15 protein-coding genes and 1 tRNA gene are annotated in these 19,903 nt (G+C 66.2%); 8 read left to right on the top strand and 8 right to left on the bottom strand.

Features of this window, described 5'->3' with window-relative positions; translation table 11 throughout:
- Window positions 1-147: 147 nt before the first annotated feature.
- The 3 genes from MKK51_RS09425 (at window position 148) to MKK51_RS09415 (ending at window position 5,419) form a co-directional block, all read left to right on the top strand.
- A complete protein-coding gene (locus tag MKK51_RS09425; RefSeq protein ID WP_243976619.1) occupies window positions 148-1,542 on the top strand; it encodes a flagellar hook protein FlgE in 1,395 nt (464 codons plus the stop codon).
- A gap of 37 nt (window positions 1,543-1,579) precedes the next feature.
- Entirely contained in the window at window positions 1,580-3,481 is a 1,902-nt protein-coding gene (gene flgK, locus MKK51_RS09420; protein ID WP_243976618.1) for a flagellar hook-associated protein FlgK, read from the top strand.
- 147 nt (window positions 3,482-3,628) lie between these two features.
- Complete coding sequence (locus tag MKK51_RS09415) at window positions 3,629-5,419, top strand: hypothetical protein (RefSeq protein ID WP_243976617.1); 1,791 nt, start codon at window positions 3,629-3,631, stop codon at window positions 5,417-5,419.
- Here MKK51_RS09415 and MKK51_RS09410 read toward each other — a convergent pair.
- Window positions 5,373-7,493 carry a M3 family metallopeptidase gene (locus MKK51_RS09410; protein ID WP_243976616.1) on the bottom strand — a complete coding sequence of 707 codons (2,121 nt, stop codon included), beginning with the start codon at window positions 7,491-7,493 and terminating at the stop codon, window positions 5,373-5,375. The genes MKK51_RS09415 and MKK51_RS09410 overlap by 47 nt on opposite strands.
- Window positions 7,494-7,668: 175 nt before the next feature.
- Between MKK51_RS09410 and fliP the strand changes: the two genes are divergently transcribed.
- On the top strand, window positions 7,669-8,433 hold the full coding sequence (gene fliP, locus MKK51_RS09405; RefSeq protein WP_243976615.1) for a flagellar type III secretion system pore protein FliP: 765 nt from the start codon (window positions 7,669-7,671) through the stop codon (window positions 8,431-8,433).
- A gap of 203 nt (window positions 8,434-8,636) precedes the next feature.
- On the opposite strand, the gene MKK51_RS09400 is transcribed toward fliP, so the two are convergent.
- The 4 genes from MKK51_RS09400 to MKK51_RS09385 form a co-directional block, all read right to left on the bottom strand.
- Entirely contained in the window at window positions 8,637-8,942 is a 306-nt protein-coding gene (locus tag MKK51_RS09400; RefSeq protein ID WP_243976614.1) for a hypothetical protein, read from the bottom strand.
- A complete protein-coding gene (locus MKK51_RS09395; RefSeq protein ID WP_243976613.1) occupies window positions 8,939-11,239 on the bottom strand; it encodes an FdhF/YdeP family oxidoreductase in 2,301 nt (766 codons plus the stop codon). Before MKK51_RS09395 ends, MKK51_RS09400 begins: the two co-directional genes overlap by 4 nt.
- Before the next feature lie 330 nt (window positions 11,240-11,569).
- Window positions 11,570-12,658 (bottom strand): quinone-dependent dihydroorotate dehydrogenase, encoded by a 1,089-nt coding sequence (locus MKK51_RS09390; RefSeq protein ID WP_243976612.1) that lies wholly within the window; start codon window positions 12,656-12,658, stop codon window positions 11,570-11,572.
- Window positions 12,655-13,032 carry a DUF952 domain-containing protein gene (locus MKK51_RS09385; RefSeq protein ID WP_243976611.1) on the bottom strand — a complete coding sequence of 126 codons (378 nt, stop codon included), beginning with the start codon at window positions 13,030-13,032 and terminating at the stop codon, window positions 12,655-12,657. The genes MKK51_RS09390 and MKK51_RS09385 overlap by 4 nt, the downstream gene beginning before the upstream one ends.
- Before the next feature lie 204 nt (window positions 13,033-13,236).
- Here MKK51_RS09385 and MKK51_RS09380 point away from each other — a divergent pair, with 204 nt between their 5' ends.
- The 3 genes from MKK51_RS09380 to MKK51_RS09370 all read left to right on the top strand — a co-directional run bounded on the left by MKK51_RS09380 (window position 13,237) and on the right by MKK51_RS09370 (window position 16,194).
- Window positions 13,237-13,869: a helix-turn-helix transcriptional regulator gene (locus MKK51_RS09380; RefSeq protein ID WP_227436314.1), complete on the top strand. Its 633-nt coding sequence runs from the start codon at window positions 13,237-13,239 to the stop codon at window positions 13,867-13,869.
- A 96-nt stretch (window positions 13,870-13,965) separates the two neighbouring features.
- A complete protein-coding gene (locus MKK51_RS09375) occupies window positions 13,966-15,078 on the top strand; it encodes an ATP-binding protein (protein ID WP_243976610.1) in 1,113 nt (370 codons plus the stop codon).
- Between the two features lie 138 nt (window positions 15,079-15,216).
- Window positions 15,217-16,194 (top strand): TIM44-like domain-containing protein, encoded by a 978-nt coding sequence (locus MKK51_RS09370; protein WP_243976607.1) that lies wholly within the window; start codon window positions 15,217-15,219, stop codon window positions 16,192-16,194.
- A gap of 85 nt (window positions 16,195-16,279) precedes the next feature.
- Here the strand turns inward: MKK51_RS09370 and MKK51_RS09365 are convergent, their stop codons facing one another.
- Window positions 16,280-17,914 (bottom strand): peptide chain release factor 3, encoded by a 1,635-nt coding sequence (locus MKK51_RS09365; protein ID WP_243976605.1) that lies wholly within the window; start codon window positions 17,912-17,914, stop codon window positions 16,280-16,282.
- 104 nt (window positions 17,915-18,018) lie between these two features.
- Entirely contained in the window at window positions 18,019-18,771 is a 753-nt protein-coding gene (locus tag MKK51_RS09360; protein WP_243976603.1) for an SDR family oxidoreductase, read from the bottom strand.
- Between the two features lie 89 nt (window positions 18,772-18,860).
- Between MKK51_RS09360 and MKK51_RS09355 the strand changes: the two genes are divergently transcribed.
- A tRNA-Gln gene (locus MKK51_RS09355) sits at window positions 18,861-18,935 on the top strand.
- Window positions 18,936-19,280: 345 nt separating this feature from the next.
- Here the strand turns inward: MKK51_RS09355 and MKK51_RS09350 are convergent.
- Window positions 19,281-19,682, bottom strand: a complete 402-nt coding sequence (locus MKK51_RS09350) for a hypothetical protein (protein ID WP_243976602.1) — start codon at window positions 19,680-19,682, stop codon at window positions 19,281-19,283.
- Window positions 19,683-19,903 lie beyond the last annotated feature (221 nt).

Here is a 19,903-nt window from a genome sequence, read left to right as displayed (position 1 = left end):
CCGGGGCATTTCCGGAGAATGTCGGTTTTTGCCGGCCATCTTAAAAAATAATCTCTTATTTTCAATAGCTTAGTTTTGGCATCCCGCTTGCGGATGGTGGCCTGAACCAATCTCGGTCCACGTCATTTTCACCAAAGGTTGCCGGTCATGGATGTGTTCTCTGCGTTGCAGACGGCGGTTTCGGGCATGAAGGCCCAGGGCTTTTCCCTCGAGAACATCTCCGGCAACATCGCCAACTCGCAGACGACGGGCTTCAAGCGGGTCGATACCAGCTTCGTCGACCTCGTCGCCGAGCAGGCGCCCAACCGCCAGGTCGCAGGCAGCGTCAGGGCGAATTCCGTCCTGACCAACTCGATCCAGGGCAACATCATCTCGACCGAGACCCCGACCAATATCGCCTTGAATGGTCCAGGCTTCTTTGCGGTGCAGACGAAGACGAACGACGTCAATGGACAGACATCGTTCTCGCCGGGCAATCTCTACACGCGCCGGGGCGATTTCGTTAAGGATCAGGAAGGCTATCTCCGCAATGGCGGCGGCGCCTTTCTCACGGGGACGAGTCTTGACCCGAGCACGGGGAGCCCCACGAGTGAAGGCCCTATCAAGATCTCGGCCTTGCCAATTCCCGCCAAGGCGACGAGCACGATCACATACGCGGCCAATCTTCCAATATCTCCGTCGAAAGACCTGACCGGAACGACGTTTGCGGCCTCCACCAATCCGGTCATCCTGTCAGGAACGGGAGCCGGAACCGTCTCCGCAGGTGCGGATGCGACGAAGCTCATGAACGGCAGCATGAGTGGCCCCGCGCTGACGGCCTATTCACCTAGCGGCGCACCGGTCTACTTGACGACGGTATGGGCAAAAGTCCAAGACGCGGCAAATGCCACGACAATCACGAATTCAGATGGCACGACAACCGCAGTTCCAGCTAAAAAGGACGTCTGGAATTTGTATTATGCCAATGATACGACGGTCGATCAATCGGCATCATCGTGGACGAATGCAGGAACGGCGTTCGAATTCGACTCAAGCGGTAAGATGACCAATCCTACAACAGGATCCATTCCGATTGCAGCACCGACCATCAACGGCGTTACCCTCAACCCTATTACGCTCGATTACGGATCAAGACTGACTGCGAACAGCAGCACATTGATAACGACGACGGCCCTTGGTCAGGATGGATTCACATCCGGGACCTTGAATGAACTATCAGTCAATGAAAACGGGGAGGTGGTCGGCAGCTATAGCAACGGCAGCACGATTGCCCTCGCCAAGATCAAGGTTGTGCAATTCGCAAATCCCGACGGGCTGAAGGCGGACTCGTCCGGAAATTATCGACAGACGCTCGATTCGGGCAATCCCTTGGTGGGCCTCAACGCGACGAAGGTCGTAGGCCAGAACATCGAGCAGTCGAATACCGACATTGCGAGTGAATTTTCTAAGATGATTGTAACCCAACAGGCCTATTCTGCGAACACGAAGGTAATCTCCACCGCGCAGGACATGATGTCCTCGTTGATCAATATCATCCGCTGAGCTCTGGGGTTTCCGGTGACGTAGAGGGAGGGCGATCGTGTCGTTCACAGCGCTGAGCACGGCCGCGGCCGGTCTGAAGGCCACTCAGGCCGCCATCGGCATCGTCTCGCAGAACATCGCGAATGTCGGAACCACCGGCTATGTCAGGCGCACGCTCGACACCGTCGCGCAGGGACCCGGCAATTCCGGCGTCGCCATCGGCACGATCGACCGGATCATCGACGAGAATTCGGTGAAGCAGTTGCGGCTCGAGACGTCCGGCGCGTCCTATACCGGGATGATGGCGGACGTCCGGACCCAACTCGACAAACTCTACGGCATACCGGGCACCACGAGCGCCCTCGACGGCGTGGTCAACAGCTTTACCCTGGCGCTGCAGACCCTCGGGGCAGACCCGTCATCCTCCCCCGCCCGCTCGTCCGTGGTCTCGGCCGCGTCCAACCTCGCGACGAAGGTCGGATCCATCGCAGAGGGGGTCCAGTCCCTGCGCAGCGCGACCGAGAGCCAGCTCGCCAACGATACGGCGGCGGCGAGCGGCCTGCTTTCCTCCATCGCACAGCTCAACACCAAGATCGCCGCCACCAGCGACGATGGGGCCAAGGTCGACCTCCTCGATCAGCGCGACCAGGCCCTCAATTCCCTGTCCGGCTATCTCGACGTGCAGGCGTCCGTCCAGCGTGACGGGACCGTCACGGTGATGACCACGTCCGGGATGACGCTGGTGGACCGGGCCAGCGCGGCGAGCTTGAGCTTCGACGGTCGCGGGACGCTCGGTCCCCAGGACGCCTACTCCACGGACCCCACCCAACGCCGCGTCGGAACCATCACGGCGACCACCCAGGGGGGCGGCACCATCGATCTCGTGGCCTCGAACGCGATCCGTTCGGGCTCGCTGGCCGCCGGGATCGAGCTGCGCGATACGGTTCTGCCCCAGGCCCAGCGCCAGCTCGACGATCTGGCGGCGGGCCTGTCGCGGTCGCTGTCCGACGCGTCGGCGGTCGGCACGCCCGTAGCGGCGGCGGCCGGGGCTGGATTCGACATCGACCTCACCGGCCTGAGCGCCGGCAACGCCATCACGATCACCCTCAAGGATAACAAGGGTGCCCAGCGTAACCTGATCCTGGTCCCGTCCAAGCTGAACCCGCCCGCGTCGGTGAACCCGTCCGATGTCGCCGACCCGCTTGCGACCATCGTCCCGTTCACGGTGGGCAGCGACCCGGCGACCTTCTGCAGCTCGATCGCCGCCGCCCTCGGCTCGAAAGCGGTCACCGATGTGTTCGGTTCGTCCTTCACCGTGACGTCCAACCCCACGGTCGGCAAAGGCGGTGTTCGCATCCTGGCCCCGACCAGCGGCGCCCCAACGATCCTTGGGATCAAGGCCAGCGTCACCCAGTCGACATCGCCAGACGATGTCACGAACGGTAAGCCTCAGATCCCGCTCTTCGTCGATGGCGGCGGCAAGGCCAGCCTCTATACCGGGTCGTTCGATGGCGGCTCGCAGATGACGGGCTTCGCCCAGCGCATCGCCGTGAACCCGGCGGTGATCGCCAAGACGGAAACCCTGGTGAAGTTTGCGTCGGGAACCCAGGGCAGCGAACCGACGCGGCCGCAATACCTGTACGATGCCCTTACCAGCGCGAACCGGACCTTCTCGGCGGCGAGCGGGATCGGCGGCATCACCGCGCCCTACGAGTCCTCCGTCCAGGGCTTCGCCCAGAAGATCATCGATTCCCAGGGCGCGGCTGCGGCGACCGCTCAGAATCTCGACGAAGGCCAGAGCATCGCCCTCGCGACGGCGCAGGGCCGGTTCGCGAGCACGTCCGGCGTCAAGATCGACGAGGAGATGTCGATGCTCGTCGGATTGCAGACGGCCTACACCGCCAATGCCCGCGTGCTCACCGCCGCACGCGACATGCTGGATACGCTCCTCCGGATCTAGGGCGTCGTCGCGGACCTCGTGTCCGCGCAGGGGCTCCAGGTCTTCTTCTCCATCCGGTTCTTCCCGAACGTGGCCTCCACGGTTCGGGTCGATTCTCCGGCGTCTTCACCCGGTTGACCGCTTGAAGACCCTACTGCCGAGGTCACGATGACGATCAGCGCCTTTACGGCCGGCACCTACGTCCAGGATCGCAATACCGCGAACCTGGTCAGCCAGAAGGCGCGTCTCGACGCGTTGTCCACTCAGCTCGCCAGCGGCCGCACCGCGGAGACGTATGGCGGGATCGGCGCGGCGCGGACCACCAGCCTCAGCGCCCACGCCTCCCTCAGCGCCCTCGACGGCTACGATGCCGCCATCACGGCGAACACGACGCGGGTGACCGTCACCAGCTCGGCGGTGACGCAGCTCTCGTCCTTGAGTGGCATCCTGCAGCAATCGTTGAATTCCAGCACGACCGGGACGGTGTCGACCGTGACGCAGGTTGCCAGGAACAGCCTGGATGCGGCCGTGGACGCGTTGAACCAGGACGTGGCGGGCAACTACGTCTTCGGCGGTCGGATCTCCGATACGCCCCCGGTGGCGTCGTCGGATGCGATCCTGAACGGCGTTCCCGGTCTCGGCCTCGATGGTCTCAAGACCCTGGTGAGCGAGCAGATCGCAGCCGATCTCGGTCCGAACGGCAACGGCCGCATCGCGACCAGCGCGTCGGGCTCCACCGTGACGGTCAGTGAGGAAGGCACGGGCACGGCGGGCACGGAAGCGCGCGCGAATTTCGGCTTCAAGCTGATCTCGGCCGCGAGCTCGAACCCGTCCGCCATCACGGCGGGGGCAAAGACGGGCGGCACGGCGCCGGACGTGACCTTCACCGTGGCCAACGCGCCGGCGGAGGGCGACCGCATCCGCGTCGCGATCAATCAGCCCGATGGGAGCCAGACCTTCACCGACCTGATCGTCACCGCCAACCCTCCGGCCGATGCGACCAACACGATCCCGCTCGGTACGGCCGCCGAGACCGCCGCCGCCCTGACCAAGAGATTCGAGGGCCAGCCCGTCGCCAGCATCCAGGGCAAGGCCTCCCTCGGCCTCGCGGCGAATTTCGGCACCGGCACTCCGGCCTCCCTGGAACTCACCGTCAAGACGCCTCCGGCGGCGGGGGACACGCTGACCTTCAACGTGGCGCTTCGCGACGGAACCACACAGACGATCACGCTGACCGCGAAGGCCAACGCGGATTCCACCGCTACGACCGAATTCTCGTTGACCGGCGACGTGGCCGCCAACATCTCCAAGGCCCTGTCGAACGCGCTCAAGGAGACGGCCGGCACGACCCTCTCGGCGAGTTCGGCCTCGCGCGCCTCGCAGGATTTCTTCGCCGGGTCGAAATCCGAGGGTTTCGCGCCACGCCGCGTGTCGGAGGATGGAAACGGCTACGCCGAGCAGGCCAGCACCGAGACCGTGATCTGGTATACCGGCGACGACACGTCGGCCGATCCCAGGACGACCGCGACGGTGCAGATCGGCGCTGACCGCAGGCTCGGCATCGGAGTCCAGGCCAACGAGGCCCCGATCCGTGCGATCCTCGCCGGCATCGCGCAGGTCGCGGTCCAGAGCTTCACGTCGTCGACGACCGCATCGCCGGAAACGGCGCGCTACAATGCCGTGTCGGAGCGCGCGCGTTCGCTCCTCACCTCCAGCGACGGCCGCGAGGGCGTACAGAGCATCGCCAGCGATCTCAGCCTGGCCGCCAGGACCATGGCGGACACCAAGACCGACAACCGCTCCGCCAGGGCGGCCCTGCAGGACAGCCTCGACGGTGTCGATTCGGTCTCCATCGAAGAGGTGACCGCCAAGCTCCTGGCCCTCCAGAACCAGCTTCAAGCGAGCTATCAGGTCACCTCGATGCTCTCGAAGCTGACGCTGACGAACTATCTCTCCTGAGTGAGGCGGCGGCCAAGCCTCGCTTGCGCAGCAGCGGATCGATGCTGGGCAGGCGCCCGCGGAAAGCGGTATAGGCCTCGCCGGGATCGCGCAGGTTGCCGGCCCCATAGACGAACTTGCGCAGGCGCGCCGCCGTTTCGGGGTGGAAGATGTCGCCGGCCTCGCGGAACGCGTCGAACGCATCGGCATCCAGCACCTCGGACCAAAGGTAGCTGTAATAGCCGGCGGCATAACCGTCGCCCGAGAAGATATGCGCGAAATGCGGTGAGCGGTGCCGCATGGAGATCTCCGCCGGCATTCCGATGCGCTGGAGCGCGTCGGCCTCGAAGGCGAGGACATCGAGGCCGTCCTCGCCGCCGCTCGACAGGTGCAGCGTCATGTCGACGATCGCCGAGGCGGTGTACTCGATGGTGGAGAAACCCTGATTGAAGGCCCGTGCCGCGAGCATGCGCTTGAGCAGTTCCTCCGGCATCGGCTCGCCGGTGCGGTAGTGGCGCGCATGGGCGCGCAGCACCTCCGGCTGTTCGAGCCAGTGCTCATAGAGCTGGGACGGCAGCTCCACGAAATCGCCCGCCACCGCCGTGCCCGCGAGAAGTGGGTAGGTCACGTCGGAGAGGAGTCCGTGCAGGGCATGGCCGAACTCGTGGAACAGGGTGCGCGCGTCGTCGAAGGACAGAAGCGGCGTCTCGCCGGCCGGCGCTTTCGCGAAGTTCATCACGTTGACGATGATCGGGGTGATCGTGCCGTTGAGCCGCTCCTGCGAGCGGAACGCACTCATCCAGGCGCCGCTGCGCTTCGACGACCGGGCGAAGTAGTCTCCGAGGAAAATCCCGACTTCGGATCCATCGGCATTGCGCACCGTCCAGGCCCGCACGTCGGGATGATAGCGGGGGAAATCGGTGAGTTCCTCGAAACGCAGGTGGAACAGGCGCGAGGCCGTGTCGAAGGAGGCTGCGATGACCCCGTCGAGGGGCAGGTAGGGCTTGATCTCGCCTTCGTCGAGATCGTGCTCGGAGCGCCGCAGCTTCTCGGCATAGTGGCGCCAATCGTGGGCGCGGATGGCGAAGTCGGCCCCCTCCGCCGTCGCCAGCGCCTGAAGCCGATCGCGCTCGGCGCCCGCACGGGCATGAGCCGGCGTCCAGACGTTGCGCAGGAGCTCCATCGCCGCGTCGGGCGAGCCGGCCATGGTGTCGGAAAGCTTGAAGTGAGCGAAGCTGTCGAAGCCGAGGAGGCGCGCCCGCTCCGCGCGGAGGGCGACGATCTCGGCGATGATTCCCGTGTTGTCCGTGGCGCCTCCGCTCTCACCACGGCGGGTCCAGGCCTCGTAGGCCTTCGCACGCAGGTCACGTCGGGTGGAGAAGACCAGAAACGGCTCGATCAGCGAACGCGACAGGGTGATGACGTGACCATGCTCGCCGCCCCGGTCCTTGGCCGCGCTGGCGGCGGCCGCCCTCAGGAACTCGGGCAGGCCGGCAAGGTCCTCCTCGCCGTCGAGGGGGAGGATGAAGGCACTCTCGTCGGCGAGAAGATTCTGGCTGAACGTCGTTCCAAGCTCGGCCATGCGCCCGGCGATCTCGGCCATCCGCGTCTTCGCCTCGGGGGCGAGATCGGCGCCGGCGCGACGAAAGCGCGTGCGGTAGCGCTCGAGAACGCGTCGCTCTTCCGGGCCGAGCGTCTCCGCGTCGGCGTCGACGGCGGCGATGCGCGCCCAGAGCCGGGGATTGAGGTAGATGGCGCTGCCGTGGCGGGCGAGACGCGGCGTAATCGCCCGTTCGACCGCCTGGAGCTCCGGGGTGGTGTTGCTGCCGCTCAGGTTGAAGAAGACGGAGGCGACGCGGTCGAGATCGAGGCCCGCGCGCTCCATCGCCTCCACCGTGTTGGCAAAGGTCGCCGGCTCCGACGCGTCGGCGATCGCCGCGATCTCGGCATCGTGCGAGTCGAGGGCGGTCTCGAAGGCAGGCAGGAAATGCTCCGGCCGGATCCGGTCGAATGGCGGCAGGCCGAACGGCGTCTGCCACACGGGCTCCGCGAACGGTCCGATGTCCCGGGTCTGGGTGGCAGTTGCGCTCGTCATGGTCGTCCTTCGGTATCGTCCAGGTCGGTGCGGGGGAACCTAGTCATCCCGGCAAGGGAGCGCAAAGTATCCCGTCGGCGTTTTCGCCACGGTATCACTCGGCGTTCAGACGAGGGAGCTTCGAAGGCGCGGGCGCTTGCGCCCGGGCTCCCACCGACGCAGGTTGCGCCCCGCCATGGCACTCCTGACCCGAACCACATCCGTTTCCCTGCGTACCGCCCGGCTCGTGCTGGCGGGAGGCGGTTTCCTTGCCGCCGGCATCGGTGCGGCCATGGCGCAAAGCCTCTCGGTCGATCTCGGTCAGGGCGGGGTGACGGAGCGGGCGCTCCAGCTCATCGCTCTCATCACCGTCCTTGCGTTGGCGCCATCGGTTCTGGTGATGGCGACCTCGTTCACGCGGATCGTGGTGGTCCTGTCGATCCTGCGCTCGGCCCTCGGCACGCAGAGCGCGCCGCCGAACGCCGTGATCACCAGCCTTGCCCTGTTCCTCACCGCCTTCGTCATGGCGCCGACGGCGCGGGAAGCCTATCGCACCGGCATCGAACCGCTCATCGCCGGACAGATCACGCAGAGCGTGGCGTTCGACAGGGCCTCGGCGCCGTTCAAGACCTTCATGCTGCGCAACGTCCGCGAGAAGGACCTGAAGCTCTTCCTCGACATGGCGAAGGCCCCCGCCCCGGCCGGCCCGGAAGCCATCGGCCTCGAGATCGTCACCCCGGCCTTCATGATCTCGGAGCTGAGGCGCGCCTTCGAGATCGGCTTCCTCCTCTTCATCCCCTTCCTCATCATCGACCTCGTGGTCGCCTCGATCCTGATGGCGGTGGGCATGATGATGGTGCCGCCGGCGACGGTGGCCCTGCCGTTCAAGCTGATCTTCTTCGTGCTGGTGGACGGCTGGACCCTCGTGGCCGGGTCTCTCATCCAGAGCTATGGAAGCTGACCGCGCGGCCGCGTCGGCTCATACCCTCTCGGTTGATCACTTCGGTTGGTCTGGCCGGAACGGGCTCCCTCTCCCGGGCGGGAGAGGGTTGGGGTGAGGGCCGTGCCCCATCCGACACGGTCACGCACCTCACCCTGTCCCTCTCCTTCCAGGAAAGGGGACCCGCGCTCGCCGGAAACCGAAGGGATCAGCCGGTGACGGTATCAGCCATGGAGATGGTCCAGGATCGCAAGCGCCGCCGGGGTCGCCTCGTAGCGGGTCCGTTGAGTGCGCTGGTTCCGCTCGATGACCGCCAGAAGCTCGGCTTCCCCGGACAGGGTCTCCACGGCACGCAGGACGAGGGCATGCTCGACGCCGAACACCCGCGCGAAGCTGCGGCTGTCGGCGGCGAGCTTCAGGTGCAGCCCCGCCAGTAGCCCGGCCTCCAGGGTGGAGAGGCCGGGCTGGAGATCGGCGATGGAATCGGTCACGGCGAGGAAGGTCTCGGCGTCGGCGGGCGGCTCGCTCACGCGGCGGCCGCTGGGCGGCGAATCGAGACCATCACCGATTTCGAGGTCGGCGTATCGCTCTCCTTGCCGAAGGACGACAGGGGAACCAGGACGTTGAGCTCCGGATAATAGCCGGCGAGGCTGCCGCGCGGCATGTCGAAGGGCACGAGGCGGAAGCCTTCGGCCACCCGCACCACGCCGTCGTCATGGGTGCCGACGATGTCCACCCGGTCACCGGCGACGGCACGAATCTCGGCCAGGTCATCGGGATGGGCGAACAGCACCTGACGCTCGCCGTAGACCCCGCGATAGCGGTCGTCGAGGCCGTAGACGGTGGTGTTGTACTGGTCGTGGCTGCGGAAGGTCTGGAGCACGAAGGTGTCGCCCATCGCCCGCGCCTGCTGGTGCTCGGTTGCCTCGGGCAGGGCGTCGGCGGAAAAGTTCGCCTTGCCGGTCGCCGTCTCGAAATTGCGCTCGGCGGCGAGGTTGCGCAGCATGAAGCCGCGCGGCTGGCGGACACGGGCGTTGTACCTGGTAAAACCCGGAATGGTCCGTTCGATCAGCGCGCGGATGCCGTCGTAATCATCGGCGAGCGCCGCCCAGTCGACCTTGTCCGAACCGACGGTGGCCGCCGCCATCCCGGCGATGATCGCGATCTCCGAGCGCAGTTCCGGCGAGGCGGGCTTGTTGATGCCGCCCGAGCCGTGGACCATGCTCATGGAATCCTCGACCGTGACGATCTGGATCTTGCCCTTCGAGTTCCGGTCGATCTCGGTGCGGCCGATGCAGGGGAGCAGATAGGCGACGCGGCCGGGCACGAGGTGGGAGTGATTGAGCTTCGTGGCGATATGGACGGTGAGGTCGCAGGAGGCGAGCGCCTTGGCCACCAAAGCCGTATCAGGCGTGGCGCGGGCGAAATTGCCGCCGAGCCCGATGAAGGCCTTCGACGATCCGTCGAGCATGCCGCCGATGGCGCCGATGACGTTGTGGCCGTGCTTGCGCGGGGCGACGAAGCCGATCTCGCGCTCCAGTGCGTCGAGCAGCGCTGCGGGTGGCTTCTCGTTGATGCCCACCGTGCGGTCGCCCTGCACGTTGGAATGGCCGCGTACGGGGCAGAGGCCGGCGCCGGGACGGCCGATATTGCCGCGCAGGAGCATGACGTTGGTCATCTCGCGGATGGTGGCCACCGAATGCTTGTGCTGGGTGACGCCCATTGCCCAGGTGCAGATGACCTTGTCGGCGCCGAGATAGACCCCTGCCGCCACTTCGATATCGGCGCGGGAGAGGCCGGACTGGTCCTCGATCGCCTCCCAGCTCGTGGCTTCCACGATGGCGCGATAGGCCTCGTGGCCCTCGGCATGGTGGCTGAGGAAGGCGCGATCCAGAACGGACGGACGGCCGGCGGCGAGCGCCGCGTCGTCTGCGGCGAAGACCGCCTTGGCGATGCCGCGGAACGCCGCCATGTCGCCGCCCGGACGCGGCTGGTAATAGTGGCTCGCCACCGGAGCGCTGGCGCCGCGCAGCATCTCCACCGTGTTCTGCGGATCGGCGAAACGCTCGAGGCCGCGCTCGCGCACGGGGTTGAACACGACTACGCGGGCGCCGCGGGTGGCCGCCTTGCGCAGGTCGCCGAGCATACGCGGGTGGTTGGTGCCGGGGTTCTGACCGACCACGAAAATCGCGTCCGCCTTCTCGAAATCCTCGAGGAGGACGGTGCCCTTGCCGATGCCGATGGCCGCCTGCAGGGCGATGCCGCTGGCCTCGTGGCACATGTTGGAGCAGTCGGGGAAATTGTTGGTGCCGTAGAGCCGGGCGAACAGCTGGTAGACATAGGCCGCCTCGTTGGAGGCACGGCCGGACGTGTAGAACTCGGCCCGGTCCGGGCTGTCGAGCCCGCGCAGGGTGGCGCCGATCTCGGCGAAGGCCTCGTTCCAGCTGACGGGCAGATAGCGGTCGCTGGCCGTATCGTACCGCATCGGATGCGTCAGGCGGCCCTCGCCTTCGAGGGCGTAGTCGGTCCAGCCGCGCAGCTCCGACACGGTGTGCCGGGCGAAGAATTTCGGCGGCGTGCGCTTGTCGGTCGCCTCCCACGAGACGGCCTTCACGCCGTTCTCGCAGAACTCGAACGACGAGCCGTGTGCCGGATCACCCCAGGCACAGCCGGGACAATCGAACCCGTCCGGCTGGTTGGCCTTGAGCATGGCGCGAGCCCCGGAGAGCGGGGCCCGGCTGCTCAGCAGGTGCTTGCCGCAGCTCTTCAACGCGCCCCAACCGCCGGCGGCGGAGGAACGCTTGGGGGACGCGACCGGGTGATCCATGGACGATCCTGGCTCGGCAAAGGATGGATGGGACGGTGCCGTCGCAGGGTGCGACCACCATCGATTCCATCAGCGATATCGCACCGCACAAGCTTCACTCAATCAGGGGCAAACGCGGGCCAGTCATGCGCCTGCGGACGTGGCATGGCACGAAAACGAGCAGTTCCACGGAGTTCTAAACTCAGCCCCGCCCCCAGCGCGGGAGCCGCATGCGAATAACGCCGGAACCGTCTTTGGCCTGGCAGCTATGGCAACGCGACATCACGTCTTGCGAAGCCCTTCGCGCCCCTCCATCGCATGGTCCGACGAGGGCGCACCGGGCGCTGTCGCCTACGCCGCGTCGAGGCCGAGCTTGGCCAAAGTCGCGGCATCGCGCCCGACGATGGCGGACAGGTCGCTGGTGCCCTCGGTCGCGAGTTTGCGCAGCAAGCCGGATTTGATCGTGCCCACGAGGCCGGGACCGGCATACACCAGGGCCGAGTAGAGCTGGAGCAGACTCGCTCCGGCGCGGATCTTGGTCCAGGCCGCCTCGGCGGAGTCGATCCCGCCGACACCGATGAGCGGTATGGTGCCCCCGACACGCAGGTAGGTTTCCGCGAGAAGGCGGGTCGCCGGCGCGAAGAGGGGACGGCCGGAGAGGCCACCGGTCTCAGTCGCCAGGGAGGCTTCGGCGAGACCGGCCGGCCGGGCGATGGTGGTGTTGGAGACGACGAGGCCTTGTACCTTCCGTCGCAGGGCGGTGGCGACGATGGAATCGAGGGCTTCGAGCGAGATGTCCGGGGCGATCTTGAGCAGGATCGCGGTCTTGGGCGCGGCCCCGTCGCGGGCCTCGACCACGCGACCGAGGAGATCGTCGAGGAACGCTTCGCCCTGGAGGTCGCGCAGGCCGGGGGTGTTCGGCGAGGAAACGTTGACCGTGACGAAAGCGACGTGCGGGGCCAGCGCCGTGGTGCAGGCCACGTAATCGGCGATCCTGTCGGTCGACTCCTTATTGGCCCCGATGTTGATGCCCACCAGACCGGACCGGCTGCTTCGCGCCGCGAGGCGGCCGCGCACGATGTCGAGCCCCTCGCTGTTGAGGCCGAAGCGGTTGATCACCGCGCCGTCGGCGCTCAGGCGGAAGACACGCGGGCGCGGATTGCCGCCCTGCGGCTTCGGCACAACCCCGCCGACTTCGACGAAGCCGAAGCCGAGGCCGAGCAGGGCATCGGGCACCTGCGCACCCTTGTCGAAACCCGCCGCGAGGCCAACCGGATTGGGGAAGCGGCGGCCAAAAGCGGTCACCGCCAGCTTCGGATCGTCCGGAGCCGGCTTGCGCGGCGGCAGAAGGGCCAGCCCGCGCAAGGTGAGGTTATGCGCCGTCTCGGCGTCGAGGCCGTGCAGGATCGGCCTGGCGAGGGGAAAGAGAGCGCCGATCATACCGATGCTCCGTTCGCCGGACCGGCGGCTGCGATCAGATCGGCGGGAAAGACATGCCGTCCGTCGGGCCCGATCGGGAGTTCGACCACGGACCGGACGGCATCGACGGGCAGGTCACCGTAGAGATGGGGAAACAGCGCCCCGCCGCGGGAGGGCTCGTAGCGAAGGGCCTCGCCCAGTGCCTCGGCCTCGATGCCGATGAGGAGGAGATCGGAGACATTCGCAAAATGTCGGGCGGCCGTCTCCGCAACCTGGTCGGCGGTGGAGAGATGGATGAACCCGTCGGCGATATCGATGGGCGCGCCCGCGAACCGCCCCGCTTCCTCCGCCTCGCGCCACAGGGCGCGCGGGCATATCTTGTAGATCACGGGCATCGCGCGTTGCCTTCCGGTTCGATGGCCCACGCGATAGAACGGGTCGGCATCCGTCGCAACCATGAGCGGCTGCTACCTCAGGTCGTCCGTTCCGAGCTCATACGCGTTCAGGATAATGGCGGCACGCCGTTGCTTCCAGCGCGTTTTAGTTCTACTTTCCTAAAGCTAGGCTGGATGTCTTAGCTCTTCTGATCGAGTCTCGCCATGCTGTCCCACGAGCAGATCTGGACCGCCATCGACCGTCTCGCGGAACGCCACGGCTTCTCGGCTTCCGGTCTCGCACGCCGCGCGGGCCTCGATGCAACGAGCTTCAACCGGTCGAAGCGGATCGGGCCGGACGGGCGCAAGCGCTGGCCCTCCACCGAATCGGTGTCGAAAGTGCTCGCGGCCACCAATGCGACGCTCGACGATTTCCTTCGTCTCATCGAGCCGCGGGAAGGCATGCCGCGCGCCATGGTGCCGCTGATCGGCATGACCCAGGCCGGCGCGGGCCGGCTCTTCACCGAGGAAGGCATGCCCACGGGCGGGCCGGGCTGGGAAGAGATCGAGTTTCCCGATCTCGGCGAGGACCGCGCCTTCGCCCTCGAAGTGCAGGGCGATTCCATGGAGCCGCTCTACCGCGACGGCGACGTGCTGATCGTCTCCCCCACCGCCAGCGTCCGCAAGGGCGACCGCGTGGTGGTGCGGCTGGCGAGCGGCGAGGTGCTGGCCAAGGAACTGCGCCGGAAGACCGCCCGGACCATCGAGCTGCTTTCGTTGAACCCGAGCCACCCCGAACGCATCGTCCAGGTGGCCGAGATCGCCTGGATCGCGCGGGTGATGTGGGTGCGGCAATAGCCGTCGCCGGGAGCAACCGCGCCGATCGATCCTGGCGCCCGCGCCCGCTGCGACTCACGCTGGAGCCCGTTTCGCTCCGACAGGCCTGGAGAGAGCATGGCGTTGCACGATCAGGACGGTGAACGAGGCGATCCTCCGGGCCGGGGCATCGATTTTCCCTCGGCCCTCGAGGCCAGTGCCATACCGGCCCTGCTGATCGATCCGGCGGCCGCGAGGATCGTCTCGGCCAATCCCGCCTTCACGCACCTCACGGGCCATGAAACCGGCGAGCTCGCCGGACGCGACGCGCATCTCCTTCTGGGAGCCAACACCGACAGGGAAGCCCGCGGCGCCTTCGCGGCGGCCCTCGCAGGGACGCGGCCCGAGGGAATCGAGGTGCTGGCCTGGCGCAGGAACGGCTCGACCTTCTGGGCCGAGATCTTCGCGGTCCCCCTACCCGATACCGACCTCCTCCTCGCCCAGGTGATCGACGTCAGCCGGCGGCGGGACGCGGAGGGGGCGCTGGCGTTGTCTCGGCAACGCGAGGCCCTGGGGCTGCTCACCAACAGCGTCGCCCACGAATTCAACAACTTCCTGCAGATCCTCATCGGCTACATCGACGGCCTGAAGCGGCGCCTGGGCGACCGGGAAGAACCCTTCATCCAGCGAGCCGTGATCCGGTCCACCGATGCGGTCGAGCGGGCGACGATTCTGACGCGGCAATTGCTGACCTTCTCGCGGCGGATCGCGCCGGATGTCCGCCCCGTCGACATGAATGCCCTCATCACCGCCTTCGCCGCGCGCATGCAGGCGACGCTTCGCCCCGGAGTGACGTTGACGGTGCACACCGCGCCGGACCTGCCCAATGGCCTCACTAACCCGACCCAGGTGGATCTCGCCCTCGCCCACATCCTCGCCAATGCCTGCGAGGCGATGCCGGCCGGCGGCAGCGTCGAGATCGCGAGCTTCCCGGTGCCGCCGAGTGATCCGGCCATCCGCCGGCAGGGAGACGGCGCCGTCGGCATCTCGGTGCGCGATACAGGTCACGGAATGACCCCCGAGATGGCGGCACGCGCGCTGGCTCCGTTCATCACCACGCGCGAGGCCGGACGCGGCGCCGGGCTTGCCATCGTCCATGGCCTGGTGAAGCGCCAGAACGGCACGGTCGCCCTCGACAGCAAGCCCGGGGAGGGAACGACGGTGCGGATGATCTTCCCCGCCGCCGGCTGAGGCGTCCCAACTCTTCCCATCGTCGTCCGCTGAACAAAAGCGACGGCGAAAACGGACTAAAACTCTGAGGCGGACGTCACCATATAAGGTTCGGCATTCCCGCCGGAACTCTCTCAGACTTGGTTCAGAGGCGTATTCATGTTCATCCCCTCCACGCGTCGCACCCGCGCCGCGACCGTCTTCGCGCTCGCCGCGATGCTGGCCGTTGCTGCGCCCGTTGCCGAGGCCCGTCCAGGCGGCGGCGGTGGCATGGGCTCGCGCGGCTCGAAGACCTTCAACGCGCCCTCCTCCACGAATACCGCACCGAGCGCCGCGCCGATTCAGCGTTCGCAGACGCAGCCCGGGTCGACCATGGGCAATCCCGGCATGACCAGTGCCGCCACGCAGCGCCCCCGCTTCGGCGGCGGCTTCATGGCGGGCCTGCTGGGTGCGGGTTTGCTCGGCGCGCTCCTCGGCGGCGGCTTTTTCGGTGGACTCGGTGGCATCGCGTCGATGATCGGCCTCCTGCTGCAGGTCGGCCTCATCGTGATGGTCGTCGCCTTCGCGGTGCGGTGGTTCCGCCGTCGCCAGGGCAATCCGGCTCCTGCCGGCATGTCCCGCTCCGTTTTCCAGGGTGACTCCACGCCGGGCCGCTACGGCGCCGCACCGGGCTCGACCACGGGTGCCGGACCGGCGATGGGTGCGGCCCCGCGCGGCGCGCCTCAGCCGACCATCGGCAAGGTCGATATCGGCCCCGGGGATTTCCAGAGCTTCGAGATCGCCCTCAACGACGTGCAGGCCGCTTATGGCCGTGGCGACGTCGCTGCCCTGCGTAACCTCGCGACACCGGAAATGGCGGGCTACTTCGTCGACGAACTGCGCGGCAACGAATCCCGTGGGGTCGTCAATCGGATCTCGAACGTGAAGCTTCTGCAGGGCGACCTGTCGGAAGCCTGGAGCGAGGGCCGGATGGAATATGCCACCGTGGCGATGCGCTATGCCATCACCGATGTGACGGTCGACCTCCGGACCAACCAGACGGTGGAGACCGGCGAGCCGGAGGCCCTGGAGCTCTGGACGTTCGTGCGCGAGCGCGGCGGACGCTGGATCCTCTCGGCGATCCAGCAGGGCCGCTGATCGTCTCACGGCACTGACTGAAACCGACATAGGGTCGCGCGGCGAGAACCGCGCGGCCCTTTTCTCATCCAGCCGTCGCCCAGGCTCAGACGGCGCGCTTCTGGTAATCCTTGATGTCCGTGAACCGCACCTTCGGCGCGCGCTCCTCCTCGTAGCGGAGGGAGAAGGCGGTGGTCGCCATGAAGACGGGCGCCCCGTCGAGGTCGCTCGCCATGGCCGAGCCGTGTGTGCCGATGAAGGCATCGAGATCGGTTTCCGCATCCGATTCGATCCAGCGGCAGATCGAGAAGCGCGTCGGTTCGTAATCGATGGGCAGGCCGTACTCGGCCTGGAGCCGCTCCTTCAGCACGTCGAGCTGCAGGGCACCCACGACGCCGACGATCGCCTGCGAGCCGTCATGCGGGCGGAACACCTGAACGACGCCCTCCTCGCCCATCTGCTGCAGCGCTTCCCGCAGCTTCTTGGCCTTCATCGCGTCGGTGAGTTTGATCCGGCGCAGGATTTCCGGGGCGAAGCTCGGCACGCCGCGGAACACGATCTCCTCACCCTCGGTGAGCGTGTCGCCGATGCGCAGGGTGCCGTGGTTGGGGATACCGACCACATCGCCTGCAAAAGCCTCGTCGGCGATGGCGCGGTCCTGCGCAAAGAAGAATTGCGGTGCGGAGAGCGACATCGGCTTGCCGGTGCGCACGAGCTTCGCCTTCATCCCGCGGCTGAGCCTGCCCGAGCAGACCCGCATGAAGGCGATGCGGTCGCGGTGGTTGGGATCCATGTTCGCCTGGATCTTGAACACGAAGCCCGTCATCTTCGGCTCGGTCGGCTCCACCAGGCGTTTGTCGCAATCCTGACCGCGCGGGGGCGGCGCGAACCGGGCGAGCCCATCGATGAGGTCGCGGACGCCGAAATTGCGCAGGGCCGAGCCGAAGAAGACCGGCGTGAGGTGCCCCTCGCGGAACGCCTCGAGATCGAACCGCTTCAGGCCGGATTCGGCGAGCTCCGCCTCCTCGCGCCACGTCGCCACTTCGCCCTCTTCCGTCAGAAGCTGGTCGAAGAGCGGATCGTCCACGCCGGACACGGCCACGGTGCCGGCATCGTCCGCCGCGTCGAGCCGGCGGACACGGCCATTGCCGAGATCGTAGGTGCCGGCAAAGCTCCGTCCGCGGCCGATGGGCCAAGTGACCGGCGCGACGTCCAGGGCCAGGGTCTTCTCGATCTCGTCGAGGAGCTCGAACGGGTCGCGGGCCTCGCGGTCGAGCTTGTTGATGAAGGTGACGATGGGGATGTCGCGCAGGCGGCAGACCTCGAACAGTTTTCGCGTGCGCGCCTCGATGCCTTTCGCGGCGTCGATCACCATCACCGCCGAATCGACGGCCGTCAGGGTCCGGTAGGTATCCTCGGAGAAGTCTTCGTGGCCCGGCGTATCGAGGAGGTTGAAGACGCAGTCGCCATATTCGAAGGTCATCACCGAGGTGACCACCGAGATGCCACGCTCCTTCTCGATGCCCATCCAGTCGGACCGGGTCGAGACGCGGTTGCGCTTGGCCTTGACCTCGCCGGCGAGCTGGATCGCGCCGCCGAACAGGAGCAGCTTTTCGGTGAGCGTCGTCTTGCCCGCATCCGGGTGGGAGATGATCGCGAAGGTGCGGCGACGAGCGACGGGATCCTTCGCCCTGTCGGCCTCCTTGCCGGTGGCGTCCTTGGGGTCTGTCTGCATCAACATGGCGGGCGGTTGCTTCTCTCGTCCGCCGGGGCGGGCTTGTCTGTACGGGTCGGGCGCGTGTCCCGTCTGTAATGCGAACGGGGAGACGGCGAAAGCGCGGGGCCTCAACCCCTCCCGATATAGGGCATTTTCGTCGCCATCACGGTCATGAACTGAACGTTCGCGTCGAGGGGCAATCCCGCCATGTAGACCACCGCATCCGCCACGTGACGGGCATCCATCACCGGCTCGACCTTCAGCGACCCGTCGGGCTGGCGGATGCCGGCGGCCATCGGTTTCGTCATGTCGGTCTCGGCGTTGCCGATGTCGATCTGCCCGCAGGCGATGTCGTGGTCGCGCCCGTCGAGGGAGGTGGAGCGGGTCAACCCGGTAATGGCGTGTTTCGTGGCCGTGTAGGGCGCCGAGTTCGGGCGCGGCACCTGGGCCGAGATCGAGCCGTTGTTGATGATGCGGCCGCCGCGCGGGCTTTGCGCCTTCATCATCCGGAAGGCGCCCTGCGTGCACAGGAACGCGCCGGTGAGGTTGACATCCACCACGCTCCGCCACTGCGCCAGGGTGAGTTCGTCCAGCGGCACGGAAGGCGCGAACAGCCCCGCATTGTTGAACAGAAGGTCAAGGCGGCCGAACCGTCCCTTCACCTCCGCGAAGAGATGCTCGACGGCTGCGGCATCGCCGACATCGGTCACCAGGGGCAAGGCCTCGCCCCCGAGCGCCCGCACCGCCTCGGCGACCTCATCGAGAGGCCCCCGCCGACGGCCCGACAGGACGAGAACGAAGCCGGCCCGCGCGAGCCCGAGCGACACCGCCCGCCCGATCCCGGACCCCGCCCCCGTGACGATCGCGATGCGTTTCGACATCCGCCCTCTCCATTTCCGTGTCGACCGGAGCGAACAGGCTGTTGCAACGGGCCGACGCGGCGTCTAGACAACGCGCGGCCTTGCGTCGATGGGGCGTCGCCAAGTGGTAAGGCAGCGGTTTTTGGTACCGCCATTCGGAGGTTCGAATCCTCCCGCCCCAGCCATCCACGCAAACGGGCAGACTCGCAGGCCCCTCGCTCGCGATCCTGGCCCGGAACGTCGGCCCTACCAGTCGCACCTCATCGTTCCCTTCGACATTCGGACGAAGCAAAGAGAGTGCTTTTATTAATAAATTTCTACGATATATTTATGCAACGTGTTTTACTACAGTACCTCTGCATTTAATTCGATCGTCGACAAATCAAGTATCATTATGTATTAAATCTGCCATAATATGTATATTATAAAAAAGATCTCAAAAGCGCATGATAATTGAAATATATGCCATAACGATAGATCTCATATTCGTTAAAACTTGGCGTTGCGCATCGAGAGACAGATAGCAGTCTTCACTGCTCGTATGGCAAAATAAATCCACCTCGAAACCTTGGGGCAGGTAGATCCAGATTCAAACCGGAATTTTTTTGCTTGATTGGCATTATAAAATGGATACGGTTGCGATGTTTCGCCAGCCAATCATAGCAATGTGTGAGTTCACCATGGTGCCCGCCGCTTTTACAGCCGGTCTTGGAGTCGGTCTGTCGTTTCTGCTTGGACCCAATATAGGAGCCATAGCGCTGGTTCCGGTGCTCGTCCTGTGCACGATCCGCCTCTTCGGCGAACGGGTTCTTCGCATGATGGAAGATTGAAGGACCACCGGGCGAGGCGCTCCTCTGCGATCTTGCATGCGGGCCTTTTTTGCGGTCGACGGCCCGCTGCCAGGGCGTCGGGATTGTTCGAAGGCCGGTCACCGGAACTCGGGATCGCGCGCGTACCGTTCGGGTGGCGAGGGTTAATGTGGCTCGTCACGACCCTGGCGCAGACGATCGATCACATCCGCAAAAACCTCGGAGGTCGTGGCCTGATCATCGAGTGGATAGACTGACCGCAGGCCACCGGTCAGGCTGTCCACGGTCCGTTTTCCAGGCGAGCGACGCCCCGCCGCCCTATGGCCGTCCGCAGGGCGAACGCC

The organism is Methylobacterium sp. E-045, assembly GCF_022829685.1.
Taxonomy (GTDB): domain Bacteria; phylum Pseudomonadota; class Alphaproteobacteria; order Rhizobiales; family Beijerinckiaceae; genus Methylobacterium.
The sequence above is the reverse complement of the archived record's forward strand: the minus strand, read 5'-3'. Positions and strand labels throughout refer to the sequence as shown.

Excerpts from the sequence above, each read along its gene's own strand:
- MKK51_RS09425 (WP_243976619.1), top strand. The coding sequence starts at position 148 with ATGGATGTGTTCTCTGCGTTGCAGACGGCGGTTTCGGGCATGAAGGCC.
- MKK51_RS09415 (WP_243976617.1), top strand. The coding sequence starts at position 3,629 with ATGACGATCAGCGCCTTTACGGCCGGCACCTACGTCCAGGATCGCAAT.
- MKK51_RS09410 (WP_243976616.1), bottom strand. The coding sequence starts at position 7,493 with ATGACGAGCGCAACTGCCACCCAGACCCGGGACATCGGACCGTTCGCG.
- fliP (WP_243976615.1), top strand. The coding sequence starts at position 7,669 with ATGGCACTCCTGACCCGAACCACATCCGTTTCCCTGCGTACCGCCCGG.
- MKK51_RS09395 (WP_243976613.1), bottom strand. The coding sequence starts at position 11,239 with ATGGATCACCCGGTCGCGTCCCCCAAGCGTTCCTCCGCCGCCGGCGGT.
- MKK51_RS09390 (WP_243976612.1), bottom strand. The coding sequence starts at position 12,658 with ATGATCGGCGCTCTCTTTCCCCTCGCCAGGCCGATCCTGCACGGCCTC.
- MKK51_RS09385 (WP_243976611.1), bottom strand. The coding sequence starts at position 13,032 with ATGCCCGTGATCTACAAGATATGCCCGCGCGCCCTGTGGCGCGAGGCG.
- MKK51_RS09380 (WP_227436314.1), top strand. The coding sequence starts at position 13,237 with ATGCTGTCCCACGAGCAGATCTGGACCGCCATCGACCGTCTCGCGGAA.
- MKK51_RS09375 (WP_243976610.1), top strand. The coding sequence starts at position 13,966 with ATGGCGTTGCACGATCAGGACGGTGAACGAGGCGATCCTCCGGGCCGG.
- MKK51_RS09370 (WP_243976607.1), top strand. The coding sequence starts at position 15,217 with ATGTTCATCCCCTCCACGCGTCGCACCCGCGCCGCGACCGTCTTCGCG.
- MKK51_RS09365 (WP_243976605.1), bottom strand. The coding sequence starts at position 17,914 with ATGTTGATGCAGACAGACCCCAAGGACGCCACCGGCAAGGAGGCCGAC.
- MKK51_RS09360 (WP_243976603.1), bottom strand. The coding sequence starts at position 18,771 with ATGTCGAAACGCATCGCGATCGTCACGGGGGCGGGGTCCGGGATCGGG.